A 20746-nucleotide genomic window follows, 5' to 3' on the forward strand; every position below is an offset into this window, starting at 1 on the left:
CCCCGCCCGGGGCCCCCGGGGCCCCCCCGGGCGCCCGCCCCTCGCCCCAGCCTAAAAATTCCCGTCTGCCTCGCGGGCGACGACGGGAATGTGACGACAGGACCTAGCGGCCCGACGTGACCTGCGGGAAGCCCCTCTGAGCGGTCTTCCCGCAGGTCAGCGCGGGCGAGCGGGCCGGTACGGCGTACCGTTGGGGCATGGCGCCTCCGTTGCCCGGCCCGCTGGCCGATCTGGCCCCACTGCTCGGCCACTACGGCTACTGGGCGGTGGGGGCCGTCGTCTTCCTGGAGGACTTCGGGGTGCCCGCGCCCGGCGAGACGATTCTGCTGGCGGCGGGCGTCTACGCGGGCGCCGGCGAGCTGAACATCGTGGCCGTGGGGTGCATCGCGTTCGCCGCGGCCGTGCTCGGCGACAACCTCGGTTACCTGATCGGCCGTACCGGCGGCCGGGCCTTCGTGGAGCGCTGGGGCAAGTACGTCTTCCTGACACCCAAGCGCTTCCGGGCCGCCGAGGACTTCTTCCAGCGGCACGGCGGCAAGATCGTCACCGTGGCCCGGTTCGTCGAGGGGCTGCGCCAGGCCAACGGGGTGATCGCGGGCACCACCGGCATGCCCTGGCCCCGCTTCCTCGCCTTCAACGCGCTCGGCGCGGCCCTGTGGGTCGGCCTGTGGTGCACGGTGGCCTATGTGGCGGGCAACCACATCACGACGGTGTACGACGAGATCGTCCGCTACCAGCGCTATGTGCTGATCGGTGTGGCCGTGGTGGTCGCCGGCCTGGTCGTACGCCATGTGGTCCGGCGCCGTCGGCAACGCCGGGGGACCAAAACGGACTCCGCGTGATGATGCCGCCGGGACGTGAGTGCCGTACGGGTTTGGACCCGGGCACAGCGGACAGGCGGAGGGGGACAGCGGACCCGAGAGACGTTGGGATGTGAACCCCATGGCTGGCGACCAGAAGGCCAAGGCCAAGGCCGAACAGGCCAAGGGCAAGCTCAAGGAGACGATGGGCCGCGCCGTCGGCAACGAGAAGATGGAAGCCGAGGGCCGTATGGAAGGTGCGCGCGGGGATGCCCGCGAAGCCAAGGAGAAGGCGAAGGACACCTTCAAACACTGAACCGGCGTCACTCCGCACCGGTGCCGGGCGGGTCCGGGGTCCCCTCACGGGGCTCCGGGCCCGCCCGTGTGTCCGGTTCCGGACCCTCGTCGCCGCCGCGCGTACCGGCGCTGACCTGGGACGGATGTGCGATCGGGCGATTGGTGGCCGGATGCTCTTGTCCGGCGGCGCAGCGGGTAACCGCAACAGGGACGGCACGGCCCTCCGTGATCGCGAGGAAGGGATCGGGGCGGCCCCTGAGGAGAAGGGCGACGACCCATGGACCTCCCCTTCAGGACGCAGACGACGACGGGGACACGGTTTCCCGCGCGGACGAGCGCGGCGGCGCCGCCTCGCGTCAGGCGGGAGTGGGACGCCGGTGTGCCCTCGCTCTCCGAGGCGCGCGAGGCGGTCGGCACCCTGCTGGCCCGGGTGCGGCCGGTACCGGCCCGCCGGGTGGTGCAGGACGCCCAGCTGGTGGTCAGCGAACTGGTGACCAACGCGTTCAAGCACGCGGCGGGACCGTTCGCGCTGCTGCTCGAACTGTCCCCGGACGGGGGCACGCTGCGCATCGGTGTCCGGGACGGCTCCCCCGACCCGCCCCGGCCCCAGCCGCCCGACCCCGGGCGGATCGGCGGGCACGGGCTGCGCCTGGTGACGCTGCTGTGCGCGGCGCTGGAGGTGACGCCGCATCGCGGGGGCAAGCAGGTGACCGCGACGCTTCCGCTCACGGCGCCGCCCAAGCACTGAAAGCTCCCCCAGACACTTGTGCGTGTGGAGCCCGGTCAGGGCCCCCGTCCTGGCGGTGTGGGCCGGTCCGGGGCGGGCGGGGTGTAGGGAGCGGGTCTCGGCGGCGGGCCGTCGCCGGTGGTGAGGTGTTCCAGCACCTCCACCAGTTCCTGGCACGCGTTCTCGACGGAGCGCCGGGTGTGGCGCTGTTCGGTGATCACGGCGGACAGCAGGAGCGCGGTCAGCGCCATGGTGCCGTTGAAGCCCTGGAGCTTGGCCATGACCTCGACGCGGCTCAGGTCCTTGAATCCCCCCGTGCCGTTCGTCGCGGCGCCGGCGGCCAGGACCGAGGTGAGCAGCGCGCAGCCCAGGCTGCCCGCGAGTTCGAAGCGCAGGGCGCCCCAGATGATGACGGGGTAGACGAGGAACAGCAGACTGAACGGGCTGTAGACGGCCAGGGGCACCACGCAGCAGGCCGCCACCGCGAGGGCCACGGCCTCCTTCCAGCGCGTGGTCGGGGGCCTGCGCGCGTGACGGAGCAGGAGCAGCAGGGGGGTGACGAGCAGGACGCCCATCGCGTCGCCCACCCACCAGGCGAGCCAGACGGCCAGGAACGAGTGCGGGGGCAGCGCGTCGGTGGCCACGAGCAGGCCGACGCCGGTGGTGGCGCTGATCAGCATGGCGCCCAGCGCGCCGAGGAACACCAGGGCGATACCGTCGCGCAGCCGGCTCAGGTCGGTACGGAATCCGGTACGGCGCAGCAGCACGGCCGCGCAGAGGGGGGCGGCGGTGTTGCCGAGCAGGTAGCCGAGCGCGTAGGGCGCGGGGGTGCCGAGGTAGGCGACGATCAGGAACGCCCCGAGGGTGATCCCGGGCCAGCAGCGCAGTCCGAGGATGAGGAGCGCGGCCACGGCGACGCCGGTCGGCGGCCAGATGGGGGTGACGACGACGCCGTCCACGACGAGGCGGCGCATGAGTCCGAGCCAGCCCGCCGCGAAGTAGCAGGCGGCGACGGCCAGCATCTGGAGGGCCGGGCCGGCCGCCCGGCGCGCGTCCAGGAATGCCACCACATCAGCACTCTCACACCGGCGCCGTGCCCTCGGCCACGCGAGAGCCGTGCCGACCGGCCCTATGGCTGAAACGGCGGGGCCGTATGGGCCCGTCTCTTCGCAAATGCCGTCCTACGCGGCGCTGTCCGGCCCGTCGTGGCCGACGACCAGGACGGCGGCGTCGTCCTCGTGTCCGATGTTCTCCGCGCCCTTGATCACGGCGGCCGCGAGCGCGTGCACCTCCAGGCCCGCGACGGCGGCGATGCCCGCGAGCCGTACGACCTGGTCGAGCCCCTCGTCGATGCTGAGCGAGGGGCCCTCCACCACACCGTCGGTGAGCAGGACGAACACTCCCCCGGTGGTCAGCCGGTGGCGGGTGACGCGGTACTCCATGCCGCTGTCGATGCCGAGCGGCGGTCCGCCGAGGTCGTGGACGACGCCGGACTTGCCGTCCGCCGTGGCCCAGACGAAGGGGATGTGTCCGGCCCGCGCGCTCTCCAGGACGCCGGTCGCGGGGTCCAGGCGCAGGAAGGTGCAGGTGGCGAAGAGGTCGCTGCCGAGGGTGAGCAGCAGGTCGTTGGTGCGGGCGAGGAGTTCGCCGGGTTCGCTGGTGACCGAGGCGAGCGCGCGCAGGGCCGCCCTGACCTGGCCCATGAAGGCGGCGGCCTCGATGTTGTGGCCCTGTACGTCGCCGATGGACAGGCCGATCCGGCCGTCGGGCATGGAGAAGGCGTCGTACCAGTCGCCGCCGACGTTGAGGCCCTGATAGGCGGGGGCGTAGCGCACCGCCAGATGCAGTCCGGGCAGGCGGGGCAGGTCGCGGGGCAGCATGCCGCGTTGCAGGGCGATGGCCAGCTCGACCTGGGTGCGCTGCAGCTCCGCGCGCTCCCGCGCCTGCGCGGTGAGCGAGCCGAGCCGGGCCAGCAGTTCGTCGCCGTCGTCCGTGGAGCGCTTGCGGAACATCGGTCACTTCCGGCTGGGCGGAGACACCCGGGGAAACTTCTCGACGGTTTCCTGGCGTCTTGTCGTCTCGTGGGGTGAATACCCGGTACGACCGGTCAGCTCACCTGCGAATCGATGCCCGTGATCACGGCGGGGCCGAGCGGCGCGGTGTGCTCGTCGAGTCCGGCGGTGCGCAGGGCCGCGCCGGCCAGGCGCCGGGCCTCCTGTTCGGCGTGCGGGCCGGTGTCCGCCTCGACGGTCAGGCGCAGGGTGAAGGTGTCGTCCTCGTTGACGGTGAGGGCGTCGAGGTCCTCGTCGCTGCCCATGGTGGTGGTGTGCGGGTCGGCGGGGCGCACGGCCCGGCCGAGCAGCGCGCGGGCGTCGGTCTCGATCCCGTCGGTGAAGGTACCGGGCACGGTGATGACGTACGTGGTCATGGCGTTCCTTTCCTCGGGCCTGCCCTCCTACCCCCGATCGCGGCGCTCGCACAGCCGTTGCGGCCGTACGGGTCACAGCGGGGCGTGGGCGAGCATGACGTAGGCGCCGTAGACCAGGGAGACGGCGGTCAGGGCGCCGCCGATCAGCAGGACCTGGGCGCGGCGGGGGCTCCAGGCGCGGGCCAGGGCGCGGGCGGGCGGGATGAGCAGCGGGAAGGCCGGCAGCAGGAAGCGCGGCTTGGAGGAGAAGGAGCCGGAGCCGAAGAGCACGAGCAGGACGAGGACGCCGCTGAAGACCACGAGGACCAGCGGGGCGCGGTCCAGGCAGAGCAGCCCGAACAGGACGAGCGAGATCACGACGACGAGCAGGGCCACCGGGTAGACGAACTTCCCGCCGTGGGCGAAGAGGGCGCCGAGGAAGCGGACGGCGCCCGCGCCGAGGTCGAAGCGGGAGCCCCAGGCGCTCTGCACGGTGAAGTAGCCGCCGGGCACGTCGCCGGTGCGCAGGCCGACCCAGAGGACGTAGCCGAGCCAGCCGAGCGGGGAGATCAGGGCGCCGGTCCAGAGCGCGGGCGGTACCCGGCCGTGCCGGCGCCAGACCTCGTGGGCGGCGGCGGCGCAGACGGCGACCGCGACGGCGAAGCCGGTGGGCCGGGCGAGCCCGGCGAGCAGGGCGAGCGCGCCCGCCCACAGCCAGCGGCGGCGCAGCACGCAGTACAGGGAGAAGGCGGCGAGCGCGGCGAAGAGGGACTCGGTGTAGGCGACGGTCAGTTCGACGGCGTGCGGCAGGACGGCCCACAGTCCGACCAGCGCGGTGGCGACGGCGCGGCCGTACAGGAGGTGGCCGGCGAGGTAGACGCCGTAGGCCGCGACGAGTGCGGCGGTCCAGGAGAGCAGCAGGGCGGCGGCGCCGGGGGCGAGCGGGAGGACCTGGGTCAGGGCCCTGATCAGCGCGGGGTAGAGCGGGAAGAAGGCCCAGTCGGTCTGGACGCCGCCGGTCGGGGTGATCCAGATGAGGCTGCCGTAGCCGTGCTCGGCGATGTGCAGATACCAGCGGGCGTCCCAGGCGTGGGCGAGGTTGCGGACCGGGGGGCGGCCGGTGAGGAGGTTCGCGACGATCACGGCCGCGATCCCGGCCAGCCGGACGCCGGCGAACAGCGCGAGGGCGGTGGGGGCACCGTCCGGCATCCGGGCGCGGACGGCTCCGGGCAGCGCGCGGGCGCGCAGGGGGCGGGCGCGCGGGGGACGGAGGGGGGCGACCGGCTCGGGCCGGGGCACGGAGGACGTGATCACGAACCGACCATGGTCACGGGGCTGGGGCAGTGCAATGCGCGGGCCGGGTGTCGCCCGCTGTTCCACCCTGATTCAGGAACGGGGAGCGGGCCCGCGCGTTCGGGGAGCGGGCCTCCGCGTTCGGGGACCACCCCCCGGCGGGGCTGTGAACAGCTCGAAGTAGGGTGTGTTCACCATATGAGCGCCGCCTAGCTCGAAAGATAGATCTGTGACTGTCAACGACGACTCGTTCACGAACTGGAAGAACCGCGAGGAGATCGCGGAGTCGATGATCCCGATCATCGGGAAGCTGCACCGCGAGCGGGACGTGACCGTCCTGCTGCACAGCCGCTCCCTGGTGAACAAGTCGGTGGTCAGCATCCTCAAGACGCACCGTTTCGCCCGGCAGATCGCGGGCGCGGAGCTGTCGGTCACCGAGACCATGCCGTTCCTCCAGGCACTGGCCGGCCTCGACCTCGGGCCGTCCCAGATCGACCTCGGGATGCTCGCCGCGCTGCACCAGGCGGACGACCGGGGGCTGAGCGTGGCGGAGTTCACCGCCGAGGCGGTCGCCGGGGCGACCGGGGCGAACAAGATCGACCGCCGTGAGCCGCGTGACGTGGTGCTCTACGGCTTCGGCCGCATCGGCCGGCTCGTCGCCCGGCTGCTGATCGAGAAGGCCGGGTCGGGCAACGGCCTGCGGCTGCGCGCGGTCGTGGTGCGCGGCGGCGGTGCCCGGGCGGGCGGCGACCTGGTCAAGCGCGCCTCACTGCTGCGCCGCGACTCCATCCACGGCCAGTTCCAGGGCACCATCACGGTGGACGAGGACGCGGGCACGATCGTGGCGAACGGCAACACGATCCAGGTCATCTACGCGGACGATCCCTCGGCCGTGGACTACACCGAGTACGGCATCCGGGACGCCATCCTCATCGACAACACCGGCAACTGGCGTGACCGCGAGGGGCTGTCCAAGCATCTGCGGCCCGGCATCGACAAGGTCGTCCTGACCGCGCCCGGCAAGGGCGACGTGCCGAACCTCGTGCACGGCGTCAACCACGACACGGTCAAGCCGGACGAGCGCATCCTGTCCTGCGCGTCCTGCACCACCAACGCCATCGTGCCGCCGCTGAAGGCGATGGACGACGAGTTCGGTGTGCTGCGCGGCCATGTGGAGACGGTCCACTCCTTCACCAACGACCAGAATCTGCTGGACAATTACCACAAGGCCGAGCGCCGGGGCCGGTCCGCGCCGCTGAACATGGTGATCACCGAGACGGGCGCCGCGTCGGCCGTGTCGAAGGCGCTGCCGGATCTGAAGGCGCCGATCACCGGCAGCTCGATCCGGGTGCCGGTGCCGGACGTCTCGATCGCGATCCTGAACCTCCGGCTCGGCCGTGAGACCACCCGCGACGAGGTGCACGACTACCTGCGCGAGGTGTCGCTGACCTCCCCGCTCAAGCGGCAGATCGACTTCACCACGGCGCCCGACGCGGTCTCCAGCGACTTCATCGGCTCGCGGCACGCCTCGATCGTCGACGGCGGCGCCCTGAAGGTCGACGGGGACAACGCGATCCTCTACCTCTGGTACGACAACGAGTTCGGCTACTCCTGCCAGGTGGTCCGGATCGTCCAGCACGTGTCGGGCGTGGAGTACCCGACGTTCCCGGCGACCACGGCCTGACCGGTCGCCGAAGCGGCGATGCGGTGACGAACGGGCCTCCGGCAGCGGCGAAAAGCCGCCGCCGGAGGCCCGTTTCGCGTTGAGCGCCGGCTCGTTTCGCGCTGAGCGCCTGAGCGCCGTTTCGTACGCGCCCGACCGCTACGCGCCGGGCGGCGAGCACTCGGCGCCGGAGACCGTCGCGGCCGCCGAGGGCGCCCGGCCGGACGCGGGGGCGTGCGCGGGCGCGGCGTCCTCGTCGAGCCCCCGGGCGGAGTGGATCCGCAGGAGCCCTTCGATGCCGCGCAGCAGGGTCTCGCCGGCCAGGACGGGGTCGCCGAGGTAGCCGGCGCTCATCGCGCCGTCGCGGAGCATGACGAAGTGCCGTCCGGCGTGGTCGGCGGAGTCCTCCGTGATCTCGGCGAACAGTCCGGTGACCGTCTCCAGGAACCACGCGCGGTGCCGCACGACGGCCTGGTGGACCGGGTGGCCGGGAGCGGGGAATTCCGCCGCCGCGTTGAGGAAGGCGCAGCCGCGGTAGCCGGGCGAGCGGATCTGCTCGACCAGGGACGCGCCTATGCCCCGCAGGATGCCGTCGGCCGGGGCGTCCGCGGCCGTCAGGGAGCCGATCTGGGCCCGGATCGCCTGGTCGACGCTCTCGATGTAGGCGACCGCCAGGTCTTCCTTGCCGCGGAAGTGGCGATAGAAGGTGGCGTTGGTGATCTTCGCCTCGGCCACCAGGCGGTCGACACCCACCGTGTTGATGCCCTCGGCGTAGAAGAGCTGCCCGGCGGTCTTCAGGAGCCGCTCCCGGGCCTCGGAGACCCTCCTGCCGGTACCGGCTTCCGTCCGTGTCATGTCACCCACCGTAACAGATAGAACGATCTCTCTGTTTCTTTCGACGAAGGAGAACGCTCTCTCTTGTTTCAGCGGACGGGGCGTGCCAGGCTACGAAAAAGAGAGAACGGTCTCTCTACTTCCGAACACACCGGAGGACCCCATGCCATCCGTCGCCACCGCCGGGCACGTAAGCACCGCGCCCGCCCTGCGCCGGCTCTACCTCGCCCGCTTCGTCTTCGCCGCCGCGTGGGCGGCGCTGCTCCTGCTGTCGGGCTCCGAGCTGACCGTCGGGACCAAGCTGCTGCTGTTCCTCTATCCCGCCTTCGACGTGGCCGCGGCCGTCGTCGACGCCAGGTCGGCCCGCGCCGCCGGGCCGGTCAAGGGCCTGTACGTCAACATGGCCATCAGCACGCTCGCCGCCGTCGGCATCGCGGTCGCCGCGGCCTCGGGCGTCGCCGGTGTGCTGCGCGTCTGGGGCGCGTGGGCGATCGTCTCCGGCCTGGTCCAGCTGCTCGTGGGCGTGGTCCGCCGGCCGATGGGCGGGCAGTGGGCGATGATCCTCAGCGGCGGCATCTCGGTCCTGGCCGGCGCGAGCTTCCTCCGCGGCGCCGCCGCGGACGACCCCTCCCTGACCGCCCTCGCCGGCTACGCCACGCTCGGCGGGATCTTCTTCCTCGTCTCCGCGATCCGCCTGTCCCGCCCGGCCGCCCGGGACTGACCCCTCAAGACTGACTCCTAAAGCAAGTGCCCGTTTGCCTAATAGGTTTAGGCACCCGCATAATCGCCATGTCTTCCCAGGAGGTGTCCCATGGCGCGTGCGGGTCTGAGCACGGAGCGGCTGGTCCGGGCCGGGGCGGAGCTGGCCGACGAGGCCGGGTTCGACCAGGTCACGGTGTCGGCGCTGGCCCGGCGGTTCGACGTGAAGGTGGCGAGCCTGTACTCACATGTGCGGGGCAACCACGACCTGCGGACCCGGATCGCGCTGCTCGCACTGGAGGAGCTGGCCGACCGCGCCGCCGAGGCGCTCGCGGGCCGGGCCGGCAAGGACGCCCTGACCGGCTTCGCGAACGCCTACCGCGACTACGCCCGCGCGCACCCCGGCCGCTTCGCGGCGGCCGCGTACCGCCTCGACCCGGAGGACGCCGCCGCGAGCGCCGGCGGACGGCACGCCCGGATGACCCGGGCCATCCTGCGCGGCTACGACCTCCCCGAACCCGAACAGACCCACGCGGTACGGCTGTTGGGCAGCGTGTTCAGCGGCTGGGTGGGGCTGGAGTCGGCGGGCGCGTTCGACCACAGCTCCCCCGGCTCGCAGGAGTCGTGGGACCGCAGCCTCGACGCCCTGGACGCGCTGCTGCGCAACTGGCCGTCCGCCTGAGCGACTTGGCCGCGTACCCCTGCCCGACCCACAACTCCCCTTCTTCCGACAGGCAGTACCGATGACCACCGTCTCCGACGACCTGACCACCACCCCGCTCACCGAGGACCTCGTACGCGGCGCCCTCGAACTGGAGCGCACCGAGCGGGGGTTGCTCCCCCACCGGCTGCCCGCGCGGGCCCGCGCCCAGTGCGCCGACCCCCAGTTGCACATGGTGGAGTCCCAACCGGCGGGCGTACGACTGGTGTTCCGCACCCGTGCCACCACCGTCGAGCTGGACACCGTCCCCACCAAGCGGGTGTACGCCGGTGCGCCGCCCCGGCCCGAGGGCGTCTACGACCTGCTGGTGGACGGGCGCCCGGCGGGCAGCACCTCCGTCCCGGGCGGAGACACCCTGCTGATCGACATGGCGGCCGGCACCGCCGAGCGGCGCCCCGGTCCGGTGGGCACCGCGCGCTTCACCGGGCTGTCCCCCGAGGACAAGGCCGTGGAGATCTGGCTCCCGCACAACGAGACCACCGAACTGGTGGCCCTGCGCGCCGACGCACCCGTCACGCCCGCACGCGAACACGGGCGGCCTGTGTGGCTGCATCACGGCAGCTCGATCAGCCATGGCTCCAACGCCGCGTCCCCGGCCGGCACCTGGCCGGCCGTCGCCGCCGCGCTCGGCGGGGTGGAGCTGATCAACCTCGGTCTCGGCGGCAGCGCCCTGCTGGACCCGTTCACCGCCCGCGCGCTGCGGGACACGCCCGCCGACGTGATCAGCGTCAAGCTGGGCATCAACCTGGTCAACACCGATCTGATGCGGCTGCGCGCGTTCGGGCCCGCCGTGCACGGTTTCCTCGACACGATCCGCGAGGGCCATCCCGAGACGCCGTTGCTCGTCGTCTCGCCGATCCTGTGCCCGATGCACGAGGACACCCCGGGGCCGACCCTGCCCGACTTCACCGCGCTGGGCGAGGGACGGCTCGCGTTCCGGGCGGCCGGTGATCCGGCGGAGCGGGACCAGGGGAAACTGACGCTGACCGTGATCCGCGAGGAGCTGTCCCGCATCGTGCGCCGACGGGCAGCCGAGGACCGGAACTTGCACCTGCTCGACGGGCGCGGGCTGTACGGCGCGGCCGACTTCGCGGAGCTGCCGCTGCCCGACGGGCTGCACCCGGACGGCGCGGCCCACCGGCGCATCGGGGAGCGGTTCGCGGCGCTGGCCTTCGCGTCGGGCGGCCCGCTGAGCACGGCCGCCACCCGCTGAACACACCGTCCCCTCACAGCAGGTGCGCGAACACCACCAGGTTCTCCGTGTAGTCCTTGGCCGTGTGGTCGTAGTCGCCCGCGCAGGTGATCAACCGCACCTCGGGCCGGGCCGCGTTGTCGTACACGCGGTCGCTGGGGAAGTCGTCCTTCGCGAAGGTCTCGGCGCTGTCCACGACGAACTTCGCGGTCTGCCCGTCGGCCCGCTCGACGGTGAACCGGTCGCCGGGGAGCAGGGCGTCGAGGCCGGCGAAGACGGCGGCGGAGGTCTTCGTGTCCACGTGTCCGGCGATGACCGAGGTCCCCTTCTCGCCGGGCGAGACGCCCTTGCTGTACCAGCCGACCAGGTTGGTGTTGTCGGCCGGCGGGGGTTCCAGGCGGCCGTCGGAGCCGAGGACGAGGGCGGTGAAGGGGGCGTTCACCCCGATCTTCGGGATGACCAGCCGCGTCGGCGCGGAGCGGGGCAGGGCCGGGCCCGCCGGTCCGGTGGCCGCCGCAGTACCGGCGGCGCGGGTGCCGCCGGGGGCGATGCCGGTGCCGTGATGGCCGCCGAGCACGCTGAGCACGAGGACGACGATCGCCACGCTCCAGAGCGTCAGCCGGCCCCCGCGGGCGGCCTGTTCGTCGGCGCGGTGCGGGGAGGGATCTGCTGCCATCGGACACCACCTCACTCGGTCACGGCAGCGCGGTTCGGGACCGGGGCCGGCCGCCGGACCGGACGGGTGCCGGCGGCCGTGGCCCCTGGCCCTGTCGCCGGACTCCCTTCGTCCGCGGCGGGCGGGCGCGGGGAGTCCGACGACAGGGGCGGGGAAGCCGGGCAGGTCAGGCCGAACCGGCGGCCTTGCGGCGCCGCAGCACGTACACCCCGGCCGCGCCCGCGACGAGCACCGCGAGGCCGCCCGTCGACATGCCGGAGTCGTCGGCGAGGCCGCCGCCACCGGTGTGCATACCGCCGCGCGGCTCGTCGTCCTTGTCCCCCTTGCCGGAGCCGGAGTCGCTCTTGCCGCTGTCCCCCTTGTCCTTGTAGGTCTCGGGGTCGAAGCGGCTGTCGCCGCTGCCGCTCCCGCTGCCACTGCCACTGCCACTCCCGCTGGAGCTGGAGCTCCAGTCGTCGCCGCTGCCACTGCTGCTGCCGCTGCTGAGGACGGAGGCGAGGGCGCCGCCGCCCGTGTGCATGCCGCCGCGCGGCTCGTCGTAGCCGCCGCCGTCGCCGTAGCCGCCGCCGGAGTCCTTGCCGGACCCCTTGCCGGAGCCCTTGTCCTGGTCGTCGCCGGAGCCCTTGCCGGACCCCTTTCCGTGGTCGCTGCCGGAGCCGCTGTCCTGCTTGCTGTACGAGGAGTCGTCCCGGCCTCCGTCGTCCCCGGCGAGCGCGGCTCCCGGGGCGGCGAGGGCGAGGGCGGCGGATGCGGCCGCCGTGGCGAGAAGAATGCGGGCAGAGCGCATATCGGTGTCCTTCCGCCGTGGCCGGGCAGCGGATACCTCATCGGCTGTCAGGACCCGGCCCCGACACGACCCACCGTCGAACAGGGCGCCCCGGCGCGCGATCCAGGCCGCCCAGCCGGGTCACCTCTCCACCCGTCTGTCCCAGCGACACGCCGCGCGCGCCCCCGTACGGGTCAACGGTGATCACGCCGGAGGCGGAGGGCCTCGCCGCCGCCGCACAACTTTGGCCGGATTTCGTCGTAGTAAAGCGCGAAGTTCCGCCCATGGGGCGCCTCTGACGGGTCGTACCCTGTGGGCGTGATCGAGCGAGGCGAGGCTCCAGGGGCGGTGGCGTCCCGGCTCACCGGGCGCCGTCCCGTGAACGGCCCGGCACCGTCCGGGTCGCCCGCGGCCGTGACGCTCGAAGACGGTGCGACGGTGATGGTCAAGCGCGGCCACGCCCCGGGCGCGGTGCGCGCGGAGGCGGCCGGGCTGCGCTGGCTCGGCGCGGCCGGGACGGTACGGGTGCCCGAGGTGCTCGGCGCCGACGAGCGCTGGCTGGTCACCGCGTACGTGCCGACCGGGCGTCCGGAGGCCGGGGGCGCGCTGCGTTTCGGCCAGGCGCTGGCGGAGCTGCACGCGGCCGGGGCACCGGCGTTCGGCGCACCGCCGCCGGACGGGCCCGAGGAGGCGTTCATCGGCCGGGCGCCCATGCGCAACGTCTCCGGCGACGACTGGCCGCGCTGGTACGCCGAGCACCGGGTGCTGCCGTATCTGCGCGCGGCGGTGGACGCGGGCACGGTCCGCCCCGGCGAGGCGTCCGTGATCGAGGCGGTGTGCGAGCGCCTGCCCGAACTCGCCGGTCCCGCCGAGCCGCCCGCGCGGCTGCACGGCGACCTGTGGCAGGGCAACGTGCTCTGGGGCGCGGACGGTGACGTCCGTCTCATCGACCCGGCCGCGCACGGCGGGCACCGGGAGACCGACCTCGCGATGCTGACGCTCTTCGGCTGTCCCGAGTGGGACCACGTGCTCGCCGGGTACGAGCAGACCGCCCCGCTCGCCGACGGCTGGCGCCACCGGGTCGGCATACATCAGCTCTTCCCGCTGCTCGTGCACGCGGTGCTGTTCGGCCGGTCCTTCGCGGATCAGGCCCTGACGGCGGCCCGTGCCGCGGTGACCGGCTGAACCGGACCGCGGGCGTGGCGAGTCGCCGCGCGGGCATCTGAACTCCGGCCGAACCCGCGGCGTTTCGGCGCAGCCAGTTCCCCGCCTCCGGCGTCTTTCTGGCTGACGCCGAAGGGCGCTCCCCGCACCGCCTCCGGACACCGGTCACGGAGTGTGAGGAAACCAACCAATCGTTCGATTCGTATAAGGACGTGAAAGAACGAATCAGGGAGGACGACCATGCAACCGTTCACGCTCAACTACGCACGACCCGCTGTGCAGTTGGATGTCACCGCCCCGTACGCCTACGACGCGGGGCTCCAGTTGAACGTCCTCCCGGACGGAAGGATCGCCGCCACCGACCACGCGACGCTGCACGCCCTGGGGACCACCACCTCCACGGCGGGCTCCAAGACCCACTTCGACGACTGAAGCGCGGGGCCCCGGACGATGACCGTGCTCATCCTCACCAGCGACGAGGACGTGACGGCGGACATGGTGGTCCTCCGCCTGGTCGAGACGGGCGTGCCCGTCGTCCGGCTCGATCCCGCCGACCTCACCAACGGAGTCGCTCTCACGGGTGAGTTGACGGGCCGGTCCGCCGACGGGCAGCTGTCCGTCGGCGGCCGTCTGGTGCGCGTCGGCGCGCTGCGCTCCGTGTGGGTGCGCCGCCCCGGCCGGGCGGCCGCCCGCGCCGCCCGGCCCTCCGACTGGCTGACGGAGGAGTCCACGCAGGCGCTGTACGGGCTGCTGCGGTGTGCCGGGGCACGCTGGATGAACCATCCGGACGCGGCCCGGCGCGCCCGGTACAAGCCCTGGCAGCTGCATGTGGCGCGGCACAGCGGGTTCGCCGTGCCGGCCACGCTGATCACGACGTTTCCCGAGGCGGCGCGGGAGTTCGCGGGGCGCTTCCCGGACCTGGTGGTCAAGCCGGTCTCCGGGGCGCATCCGCAGGAGCCGCCGCGCGCGGTGCCGACCAGCCGGGTGGCACCGGACACCGATTTCACGGCCGTCGCCTACGGTCCGACCCTGCTCCAGCAGCGGGTGGCCAAGCGGGCCGACATCCGGCTGACGGCCGTCGGGGACCGGCTCCTGGCCGCCCGCAAACCGGTCCATCCGGACGCCCACCCCGACGACGTGGACGTGCGGTTCGCCCCGTCCGTCTCGCCCTGGCTGCCCGTCGAGGTGCCGCCGCGCGTGGCCGCGAGCGTGCACCGCTATCTGAGCGAGGCCGAACTGGCCTACGGCGCCTTCGACTTCGCGGAGGACGCGGACGGGGTGTGGTGGTTCCTGGAGTGCAATCAGTCGGGCCAGTTCGGTTTCGTCGAGCTGGAGACCGGTCAGCCGATCGCCCGGACCATCGCGCGCTGGCTGGCCGGAGACGGAGAGCCGGAACGGACGTATCTCAACGGCGAGAGGGACAGGATGCCGTGACGACCGGCTCGAGGAGAGGAACCCGACATGCGCATCGGACTGCTGGGGACGGGCCCCTGGGCGCGGAAGGCGCACGCGCCCGCGCTCGCGGCCCACACGGCCGCGGACTTCGCCGGGGTGTGGGGGCGCCGCCCGGAGGCGGCCGCCGAACTGGCCGGACGGTACGGCGTCCCGGTGTACGAGGACGTGGACGCCCTGCTGGCCGACGTGGACGCGGTGGCGCTGGCCCTGCCGCCGTCGGCGCAGCCGGGTCTCGCGGTGCGTGCGGCCGAAGCGGGCTGTCATCTCCTGCTCGACAAGCCGCTGGCGGTGGACGTCGCCGAGGCGCGTACGGTGGTCGGGGCGGTGGAGCGGGCCGGGGTCGCCTCGGTGGTGTTCCTGACCACCCGCTTCCAGAAGGAGCCGGAGGCGTGGATCGACGAACAGGCCGCGGAGTCGGGGTGGTTCACGGCTCGGGCGCAGTGGCTGGGCGCGGTGTTCACGAGTGACAGCCCGTACGCGGCCTCGCCCTGGCGGCGCGAGAAGGGCGCCCTGTGGGACGTGGGCCCGCACGCGCTGTCGGTGCTGCTGCCGGTCCTCGGTGACGTGCGCGAGGTCCTGTCGGCGGTGCACGGCCCCTCGGACACCGTCCATCTGGTGCTCGACCACGCGACGGGCGCGTCCAGCACCCTCACCCTGAGCCTGACGGCGCCGCCCGCAGCGGCGGGCGCCGACGTGGAGCTGCGCGGCGAGGCGGGCGTGTCCCACCTCCCCCGCAGCTCCGAGGGGGCCGTCCCCGCCCTCGTCCGCGCCGTCGACGCGCTCCGGGGCGCGGCCCGCACCGGCCGGCCCCACCCGTGCGACGCCGCGTTCGGCCTGCGCGTCACCGAGATCCTGTCGGCGGCACAGGCCCGGCTGACGGCTGCGGCGAGCTAGGCGAGGGGGCGGGCGGGGGCCGAGGCACGCACCACCCGGCGCACACCACCCAGCACGCACCACTCGGCGCGCACCACTCGGCGCATCACCATGCGCACCGCCCGCCCGGCCCCCGCCAGGGCCGGTCGGGCGGACCGCTGCCCCGGCCGGGTGTCCGGGAAAGGCCCCGGTGACGGGCCCGGCGTAGCGTGGCCGTGTGAGATCGTTGCGCGGCCGGTCAGGGCGCCGGAGCCGGGAACGTCGCGGCTGGCTGCGGGGTGCGCCGCCGCCCAGCTGGGTGCGGGTGCTCCCGGTGCTGCTCCTGGTGGCCGTGTCCCTGGCGACGTTCGTGACCCCGCACGCGGGCGACCTGGGCTTCCTGCTCGGGGCGATCCCGCCGCTCGCGGTGCTCTCGTACGGGCCACTGGCGACCGCGCTGCTGGGTGTACTGGTGGTCGTGGCGCTGCTGCTGCCGGAGACCCATCTGAACCGGCCCGGCGACACCGACCTGCTCACCATCGTGTTCGTCTCCCTGCTGAGCGTGTTCGTCTCCTATGTGCGCAGTCACCGCGACGCCCAGCTCGGCACCGAGCGCGCGATCGGCGAGGCGGTGCAGCGGGCCGTACTGCCGGAGCTGCCGGAGCGGGTCGGCGCCCTCGCGTGCGCGGGGTTCTCGCGGGCCGCGCAGGGCGGGACGCTGGTGGGCGGCGACTTCTACGACGTGCGGGACGGCCCGTACGGCGTGCGCGCGGTGATGGGAGACGTACGGGGGCACGGCCTTGAGGCGGTGGCCACGGTGGTGGCGCTGCTCGGCGCGTTCCGTGAGGCGACGCTGGACCAGCCGGACCTGGAGGCGGTGGCCGCGCGGATGGACCGCAGGCTCACGGTGGACTCGGCCGGGGTGCGGCACGCGGAGCTGTTCGCGACGGCCGTGCTGCTGGAGTTCTCCGCCGACATGCGCTCGGTGCGGGTGGTGGCGTGCGGCCATCCGCCCCCGGTGCTGCTGCGCGCGGGCCGCGCCTGGGAGACGACCGTGACACCGGGGCCGCCGCTGGGCATCGGTCTGGTCGGGGTCGATCCGCCGAAGGAGGTGACGGTGGACCTCCAGCCGGGCGACCGGCTGCTGCTCGCCTCGGACGGGCTGTGGGAGGCGCGCAACGCCGACGGCGCCTTCTATCCGCTGCCCGAGCGGCTGGCCGCGCTCTCCTGGCACGGCACACCCGACCTGCCGGGCGCGTTCTGGACGGACATACGGCGGCTCGGGTACGAGGTCCGTGACGACGCGACGGTGCTGGTGCTGGCGCCGGTGCCGACGGGCGGGGCCCGCTGAGCGCTCCTATGCTGGGTGGTCCGGGTCGTCGACGTCTCGCCCACCGCACGGTCGTGTCCCACGTGCTTGGAGGCAGCCCATGCCCCGTTCGCCTGTATGCACGCGCCGGGGAGCCGCCGCCGTTCTGGCCGCCGTGGCGCTCGCCCTGCCGCTCGCCGCGGCTCCGGCCCTCGCCGCCCCCGTGACCGCACCGGCCGCCGCGCCCGGTCCCTCCCCGTCGGACAGTTCGGACAGCGGGGTGCGCGAGCTGACACCCGAGGTCGCGGACCGGCTGGACACCGCCGTACGGAAGGTGATGGACGAGGCGCGGGTGCCGGGGGTGACCGTCGGCATCTGGACGCCGGACCAGGGCGGTTACGTCCGCTCCTTCGGGGTGGCCGACAAGGGCGACGGGCGCCGGATGGCCCCGGACCTGTACACCCGGATCGGCAGCGAGACCAAGACGTTCACGGTGACCGCGCTGCTCCAGCTGGTGGACCAGGGGAAGGTCTCGCTGGACGACCCGATCGCGAAGTACATCGGCGGTGTCCCGAACGGCGACAAGATCAGTCTGCGGCAGCTGGCCGGGATGCGCAGCGGGCTGTACAACTACTCGGACGACAAGGACTTCTTCAAGGCGCTGACCTCGGATCCGCAGCGCTCCTTCACCCCGCGCCAGCTGCTGGACTACGCCTTCAGGCACCCGGTGCTCTTCCCGCCGGGGCAGAAGTTCGACTACTCCAACACCAATCTGATCCTGCTCGGCCTGGTGGTGGAGCAGCGCAGCGGGCAGCAGCTCGGCGACTACATCAAGGATCACATCCTGGACCCGGCCGGGATGACCCGCACGTCCTTCCCGTCCGGCGCGGAGTTCCCCAAGCCGCATCCGCAGGGGTACACGAACCAGACGGCCGACGGGAAGGTCGAGGAGACGGCGGGCTGGAACCCGTCCTGGGGCTGGGCGGCGGGCGCGATGGTCTCCACGCTGGACGATCTGCGGACGTGGGCGCCCACGGTGGCGACCGGTGAATTCCCCGACGGCAGGCGGATGCTCGACGCGTCCACGCAGCGCCGGCGTCTGGTGACCCCGTCGACGGGCGTGCCGGGCGCGGGGTACGGGCTCGGCATCTTCGACGTACACGGCTGGATCGGGCACAACGGCTCGCTGCCCGGGTACCAGTCACTGACCGTCTATCTGCCCTCGGCGCGCACCACGCTGGTGGTGCTGCTCAACACCGACATCGCCCATGACGGCCAGGAGCCGAGCACGCTGTTCGGCCAGGCGATCACGCACGTCATCTCTCCCGGGCACGTCTTCGACCTGCCCGCGCAGCCCGACGCGCGCTGAACCACCGAGGAAGGACCGCCGGCGAAAGACGGGCGGGGCACGACCAGTCCCCCGCCCCGGTCGTGCCCCGCCGACCGTCGAATCTACGCGCGGCGCGCGGCGGTGGCCATCGCGTCCGTGCCCGGTCGGGGGCGACGGTCACTCACTCGTGCACAGCCGCGTCCGCTTGATCCCCGTTCGAACCGCAGTGCGGGAGCAACTGGAGCTCGCCGCAGGCCAGATGGGCGAGGACGATCTCGTACAGATCGGTGCCGCCGGCCAGCAGCTGCCGCTCCAGGACGGGTTCGGCGGCCCGGACGTGCTCGCGCACGGTCTGTGCGTGCACGCCCCGTTCGCGGGCGGCGCGTTCGGCGTTGGCCCCGGCGGCGATCCAGGCGCGCAGGGTGCCGCGCAGGTCCCGGCCGTCGGCGTCGAGGCGGCCGAGCAGGGTGCCGGCCCAGTCGCGCAGCGCGGGCGAGCCGAGCAGTCCGCCGAGTCCGGCGGGCGTGCGGGGCCGTGCGGCGCCGGGGTCGTACGGGCCGTGGGCGGCCTCGGTGACGAGGGCGAGGCGTACGGCGGCGCGTGCGGTGAGGTCGGTCAGGTCGGTGCCGAGCAGGGCGGCGACGCGTTCCATGCGGGCGCGGACGGTGTTGCGGCTGACGCCGAGCACCTTGGCCGCGTTGACGGCGGTGAAGTCCAGGCCGAGCCGGGTGGTGGCGAGGAGTTCGGCGCGTATGTGGTGGGGCAGGGTGTCGAGCGGGCGGAGCAGGGCGGCGGACCAGGCGCGCAGCGCGGCGGGGTCCAACAGCCGCTCGGGGTGGGTGCGTTCGGCGTAGACGGCGCTGCGGTCGGGCCGGTGGCGGGCGACGGCGAGGGCACTGACGGCCTGCCCGTAGGCGGTGGCGGTGCGGGCGAGGCGCTGGCGGGTGCTGCCGCCGAGGTGGACACCGGGGTGGTCGTCGAGGAGGGCGCGCAGCCGCTGTCCGGCGGCGGGCGCGGGGCTGACGACGATGACGTGGCCGTCCATGGCGGGGCAGCGCACGACGAGCGCGCCGCCTTCTGTGGCCTCGGCGCAGCCCTCGGCGAGGGCGTCGCGCTCGGCGGGGGACGCCTCGACGACGTAGACGCGGGCGGTGTCCTGTTCGAGCAGTCCGGGCCAGAGTCCGGCGGCCACGCGGCGGGCGGAGACGACGTCCTCGACCATGAGCAGTTGCAGGATCGCCAGGCGCAGGTCGGCGGAGGCTCGGCGCAATCGCCGTGCGGCGTCGGCGAGTTCGCTCTCCCGCAGCAGGAGGGCGAGGACGGTGGCGGTGCGGTGGACGATCTCGGCGGCGCGGCGGTCGAAGGGTTCGGCGCGGGCGACGGCCAGGGCGGCGCCGGTGGTCGTGGTGAGCCGGATGTGGCGGCCGTCCTCCTCCAGGGCGGCCGAGGAGAGTCCGCCCCTGGCGACCCGTCCGACGAGTGCGGGGTCGAGCGGCAGGGGGTCGCCCGCGAGGACGGTGCCGTGGGCGTCCTGGAGGCTCGCCGAGGCGCGTACGGTCCGGGCGAGCCAGTCGACGACACGGCGCGGGTCGCGGACGGCGGGGCGGAGCTGGTCGAGCAGTTGCTCCGCCCAGAGGGCGTCGGGGCCGTACGGCTCCGGGGGGCCGTCGGCTGCTCGGGCGGCCACGTCGTTTCGCTCCTCATATCGGTGCTGACCTCGGGTTTCGTCGTTGGACGTTACCCGAAGAGGGCGCGGTGGACGCCTGGGTGTGCCGCAGAACACGGCGCGGCCGGGGCCGCGCGGGCGGGGTGCGGCCCGGGACGGCGGCGACGGCATAAGCTCGGCGGATGGCGAAGTATTACGACGTGCATCCCGAGAACCCGCAGCCGCGCGCCGTCGCGCAGATCGCCGACGCGGTGCGTTCGGGGGCGCTGATCGCGTATCCCACGGACTCCTGTTACGCGCTGGGCTGCCAACTGGGCAGCAAGGACGGCATGGAGCGCATCCGTTCCATCCGCCATCTGGACGACCGGCACCATTTCACGCTGATGTGCCGGGACTTCGCGCAGCTCGGGCAGTTCGTGCGGATCGACAACGACGTGTTCCGGGCGATCAAGGCGGCGACGCCCGGGAGTTACACCTTCATCCTGCCGGCCACCCCGGAGGTGCCGCGCAAGCTGCTGCATCCGAAGAAGCGGACGGTGGGGGTGCGCATCCCGGACCATGTGGTGACGCAGGCGCTGCTCGCGGAGCTGGGTGAGCCGCTGGTGTCCAGCACGCTGCTGCTGCCGGACGAGGAGGAGCCGCCGACGCAGGGCTGGGAGATCAAGGACCGGCTCGACCATGTGGTGGACGCGGTGGTGGACTCCGGGGAGTGCGGCACGGAGCCGACCACGGTGGTGGACTTCTCCTCCGGGGAGCCGGAGATCGTGCGCCGGGGCGCGGGGGACGTGTCGCTGTTCGAGTGAGGCGGCGGGCCGGACGCTCCGCCGTGGATCTTGCGTGGCAGCATGAGCCGGGAGGGGCGCCGGGGCATCCCGCCGGGCGCCGGTGACGCCAG

Annotated in this window: 22 protein-coding genes; 14 read left to right on the forward strand and 8 right to left on the reverse strand. The window is 73.4% G+C overall.

The annotated features are described in order from the left end of the window. Nucleotides 1–197: 197 nt before the first annotated feature. From AB0898_RS21835 to AB0898_RS21845, 3 genes are all read left to right on the forward strand, one after another. Nucleotides 198–842 (forward strand): DedA family protein, encoded by a 645-nt coding sequence (locus tag AB0898_RS21835; RefSeq protein ID WP_366804614.1) that lies wholly within the window; start codon nt 198–200, stop codon nt 840–842. Nucleotides 843–942: 100 nt separating this feature from the next. Next, entirely contained in the window at nt 943–1116 is a 174-nt protein-coding gene (locus AB0898_RS21840; RefSeq protein WP_356098763.1) for a CsbD family protein, read from the forward strand. Between the two features lie 360 nt (nt 1117–1476). Continuing rightward, nucleotides 1477–1845, forward strand: a complete 369-nt coding sequence (locus AB0898_RS21845; RefSeq protein WP_366804615.1) for an ATP-binding protein — start codon at nt 1477–1479, stop codon at nt 1843–1845. Nucleotides 1846–1880: 35 nt separating this feature from the next. Here AB0898_RS21845 and AB0898_RS21850 read toward each other — a convergent pair whose 3' ends face one another. From AB0898_RS21850 to AB0898_RS21865, 4 genes are all read right to left on the reverse strand, one after another. Next, nucleotides 1881–2894, reverse strand: a complete 1014-nt coding sequence (locus AB0898_RS21850) for an MASE1 domain-containing protein (RefSeq protein ID WP_407078383.1) — start codon at nt 2892–2894, stop codon at nt 1881–1883. A gap of 111 nt (nt 2895–3005) precedes the next feature. After that, nucleotides 3006–3836 (reverse strand): PP2C family protein-serine/threonine phosphatase, encoded by an 831-nt coding sequence (locus tag AB0898_RS21855; protein ID WP_366804616.1) that lies wholly within the window; start codon nt 3834–3836, stop codon nt 3006–3008. 95 nt (nt 3837–3931) lie between these two features. Then, entirely contained in the window at nt 3932–4252 is a 321-nt protein-coding gene (locus AB0898_RS21860) for a hypothetical protein (RefSeq protein ID WP_366804617.1), read from the reverse strand. 72 nt (nt 4253–4324) lie between these two features. Further along, a complete protein-coding gene (locus AB0898_RS21865; RefSeq protein WP_366804618.1) occupies nt 4325–5545 on the reverse strand; it encodes a hypothetical protein in 1221 nt (406 codons plus the stop codon). Between the two features lie 208 nt (nt 5546–5753). On the opposite strand from AB0898_RS21865, the gene AB0898_RS21870 reads away from it, so the two are divergent. Further along, the gene (locus AB0898_RS21870) at nt 5754–7208 is read left to right on the forward strand and encodes a glyceraldehyde-3-phosphate dehydrogenase (protein WP_366804619.1); all 1455 of its coding nucleotides are present in this window, start codon (nt 5754–5756) and stop codon (nt 7206–7208) included. A gap of 138 nt (nt 7209–7346) precedes the next feature. On the opposite strand, the gene AB0898_RS21875 is transcribed toward AB0898_RS21870, so the two are convergent. Continuing rightward, entirely contained in the window at nt 7347–8042 is a 696-nt protein-coding gene (locus tag AB0898_RS21875; RefSeq protein WP_366804620.1) for a TetR/AcrR family transcriptional regulator, read from the reverse strand. A 142-nt stretch (nt 8043–8184) separates the two neighbouring features. On the opposite strand from AB0898_RS21875, the gene AB0898_RS21880 reads away from it, so the two are divergent. The 3 genes from AB0898_RS21880 (at nt 8185) to AB0898_RS21890 (ending at nt 10654) form a co-directional block, all read left to right on the forward strand. Continuing rightward, nucleotides 8185–8742: a hypothetical protein gene (locus AB0898_RS21880; protein ID WP_366804621.1), complete on the forward strand. Its 558-nt coding sequence runs from the start codon at nt 8185–8187 to the stop codon at nt 8740–8742. A 90-nt stretch (nt 8743–8832) separates the two neighbouring features. Then, nucleotides 8833–9402, forward strand: a complete 570-nt coding sequence (locus AB0898_RS21885; RefSeq protein ID WP_366804622.1) for a WHG domain-containing protein — start codon at nt 8833–8835, stop codon at nt 9400–9402. A gap of 61 nt (nt 9403–9463) precedes the next feature. Next, nucleotides 9464–10654 (forward strand): GDSL-type esterase/lipase family protein, encoded by a 1191-nt coding sequence (locus AB0898_RS21890; RefSeq protein ID WP_366804623.1) that lies wholly within the window; start codon nt 9464–9466, stop codon nt 10652–10654. 13 nt (nt 10655–10667) lie between these two features. Here the strand turns inward: AB0898_RS21890 and AB0898_RS21895 are convergent, their stop codons facing one another. Beyond that, nucleotides 10668–11309 (reverse strand): class F sortase, encoded by a 642-nt coding sequence (locus AB0898_RS21895; RefSeq protein ID WP_366804624.1) that lies wholly within the window; start codon nt 11307–11309, stop codon nt 10668–10670. A gap of 166 nt (nt 11310–11475) precedes the next feature. Continuing rightward, nucleotides 11476–12096 (reverse strand): hypothetical protein, encoded by a 621-nt coding sequence (locus AB0898_RS21900; protein ID WP_366804625.1) that lies wholly within the window; start codon nt 12094–12096, stop codon nt 11476–11478. A 297-nt stretch (nt 12097–12393) separates the two neighbouring features. On the opposite strand from AB0898_RS21900, the gene AB0898_RS21905 reads away from it, so the two are divergent. From AB0898_RS21905 to AB0898_RS21930, 6 genes are all read left to right on the forward strand, one after another. After that, the gene (locus tag AB0898_RS21905) at nt 12394–13260 is read left to right on the forward strand and encodes a fructosamine kinase family protein (RefSeq protein WP_366804626.1); all 867 of its coding nucleotides are present in this window, start codon (nt 12394–12396) and stop codon (nt 13258–13260) included. A gap of 219 nt (nt 13261–13479) precedes the next feature. Then, nucleotides 13480–13671, forward strand: coding sequence for a putative ATP-grasp-modified RiPP (gene tgmA, locus AB0898_RS21910; protein WP_018546001.1), 192 nt, complete (start codon nt 13480–13482; stop codon nt 13669–13671). A gap of 18 nt (nt 13672–13689) precedes the next feature. Beyond that, complete coding sequence (gene tgmB, locus AB0898_RS21915) at nt 13690–14673, forward strand: ATP-grasp ribosomal peptide maturase (protein WP_366804627.1); 984 nt, start codon at nt 13690–13692, stop codon at nt 14671–14673. Between the two features lie 27 nt (nt 14674–14700). Then, nucleotides 14701–15588: a Gfo/Idh/MocA family oxidoreductase gene (locus AB0898_RS21920; RefSeq protein ID WP_366804628.1), complete on the forward strand. Its 888-nt coding sequence runs from the start codon at nt 14701–14703 to the stop codon at nt 15586–15588. 196 nt (nt 15589–15784) lie between these two features. Next, a complete protein-coding gene (locus AB0898_RS21925) occupies nt 15785–16897 on the forward strand; it encodes a PP2C family protein-serine/threonine phosphatase (protein ID WP_366804629.1) in 1113 nt (370 codons plus the stop codon). A 79-nt stretch (nt 16898–16976) separates the two neighbouring features. Further along, nucleotides 16977–18224 (forward strand): serine hydrolase domain-containing protein, encoded by a 1248-nt coding sequence (locus AB0898_RS21930; protein WP_366804630.1) that lies wholly within the window; start codon nt 16977–16979, stop codon nt 18222–18224. Nucleotides 18225–18366: 142 nt separating this feature from the next. Here the strand turns inward: AB0898_RS21930 and AB0898_RS21935 are convergent, their stop codons facing one another. Next, complete coding sequence (locus AB0898_RS21935) at nt 18367–19872, reverse strand: helix-turn-helix domain-containing protein (RefSeq protein WP_366804631.1); 1506 nt, start codon at nt 19870–19872, stop codon at nt 18367–18369. 161 nt (nt 19873–20033) lie between these two features. On the opposite strand from AB0898_RS21935, the gene AB0898_RS21940 reads away from it, so the two are divergent. Next, nucleotides 20034–20654 carry an L-threonylcarbamoyladenylate synthase gene (locus AB0898_RS21940; RefSeq protein WP_366804632.1) on the forward strand — a complete coding sequence of 207 codons (621 nt, stop codon included), beginning with the start codon at nt 20034–20036 and terminating at the stop codon, nt 20652–20654. Nucleotides 20655–20746 lie beyond the last annotated feature (92 nt).

The sequence above is a fragment of the Streptomyces sp. NPDC005435 genome, assembly GCF_040703155.1.
Classification (GTDB): domain Bacteria; phylum Actinomycetota; class Actinomycetes; order Streptomycetales; family Streptomycetaceae; genus Streptomyces.

Excerpts from the sequence above, each read along its gene's own strand:
- AB0898_RS21875 (WP_366804620.1), bottom strand. The coding sequence starts at position 8,042 with ATGACACGGACGGAAGCCGGTACCGGCAGGAGGGTCTCCGAGGCCCGG.
- AB0898_RS21920 (WP_366804628.1), top strand. The coding sequence starts at position 14,701 with ATGCGCATCGGACTGCTGGGGACGGGCCCCTGGGCGCGGAAGGCGCAC.
- AB0898_RS21840 (WP_356098763.1), top strand. The coding sequence starts at position 943 with ATGGCTGGCGACCAGAAGGCCAAGGCCAAGGCCGAACAGGCCAAGGGC.
- AB0898_RS21835 (WP_366804614.1), top strand. The coding sequence starts at position 198 with ATGGCGCCTCCGTTGCCCGGCCCGCTGGCCGATCTGGCCCCACTGCTC.
- AB0898_RS21855 (WP_366804616.1), bottom strand. The coding sequence starts at position 3,836 with ATGTTCCGCAAGCGCTCCACGGACGACGGCGACGAACTGCTGGCCCGG.
- AB0898_RS21860 (WP_366804617.1), bottom strand. The coding sequence starts at position 4,252 with ATGACCACGTACGTCATCACCGTGCCCGGTACCTTCACCGACGGGATC.
- AB0898_RS21885 (WP_366804622.1), top strand. The coding sequence starts at position 8,833 with ATGGCGCGTGCGGGTCTGAGCACGGAGCGGCTGGTCCGGGCCGGGGCG.
- AB0898_RS21940 (WP_366804632.1), top strand. The coding sequence starts at position 20,034 with ATGGCGAAGTATTACGACGTGCATCCCGAGAACCCGCAGCCGCGCGCC.
- AB0898_RS21895 (WP_366804624.1), bottom strand. The coding sequence starts at position 11,309 with ATGGCAGCAGATCCCTCCCCGCACCGCGCCGACGAACAGGCCGCCCGC.
- tgmA (WP_018546001.1), top strand. The coding sequence starts at position 13,480 with ATGCAACCGTTCACGCTCAACTACGCACGACCCGCTGTGCAGTTGGAT.
- AB0898_RS21930 (WP_366804630.1), top strand. The coding sequence starts at position 16,977 with ATGCCCCGTTCGCCTGTATGCACGCGCCGGGGAGCCGCCGCCGTTCTG.
- tgmB (WP_366804627.1), top strand. The coding sequence starts at position 13,690 with ATGACCGTGCTCATCCTCACCAGCGACGAGGACGTGACGGCGGACATG.
- AB0898_RS21900 (WP_366804625.1), bottom strand. The coding sequence starts at position 12,096 with ATGCGCTCTGCCCGCATTCTTCTCGCCACGGCGGCCGCATCCGCCGCC.
- AB0898_RS21880 (WP_366804621.1), top strand. The coding sequence starts at position 8,185 with ATGCCATCCGTCGCCACCGCCGGGCACGTAAGCACCGCGCCCGCCCTG.
- AB0898_RS21890 (WP_366804623.1), top strand. The coding sequence starts at position 9,464 with ATGACCACCGTCTCCGACGACCTGACCACCACCCCGCTCACCGAGGAC.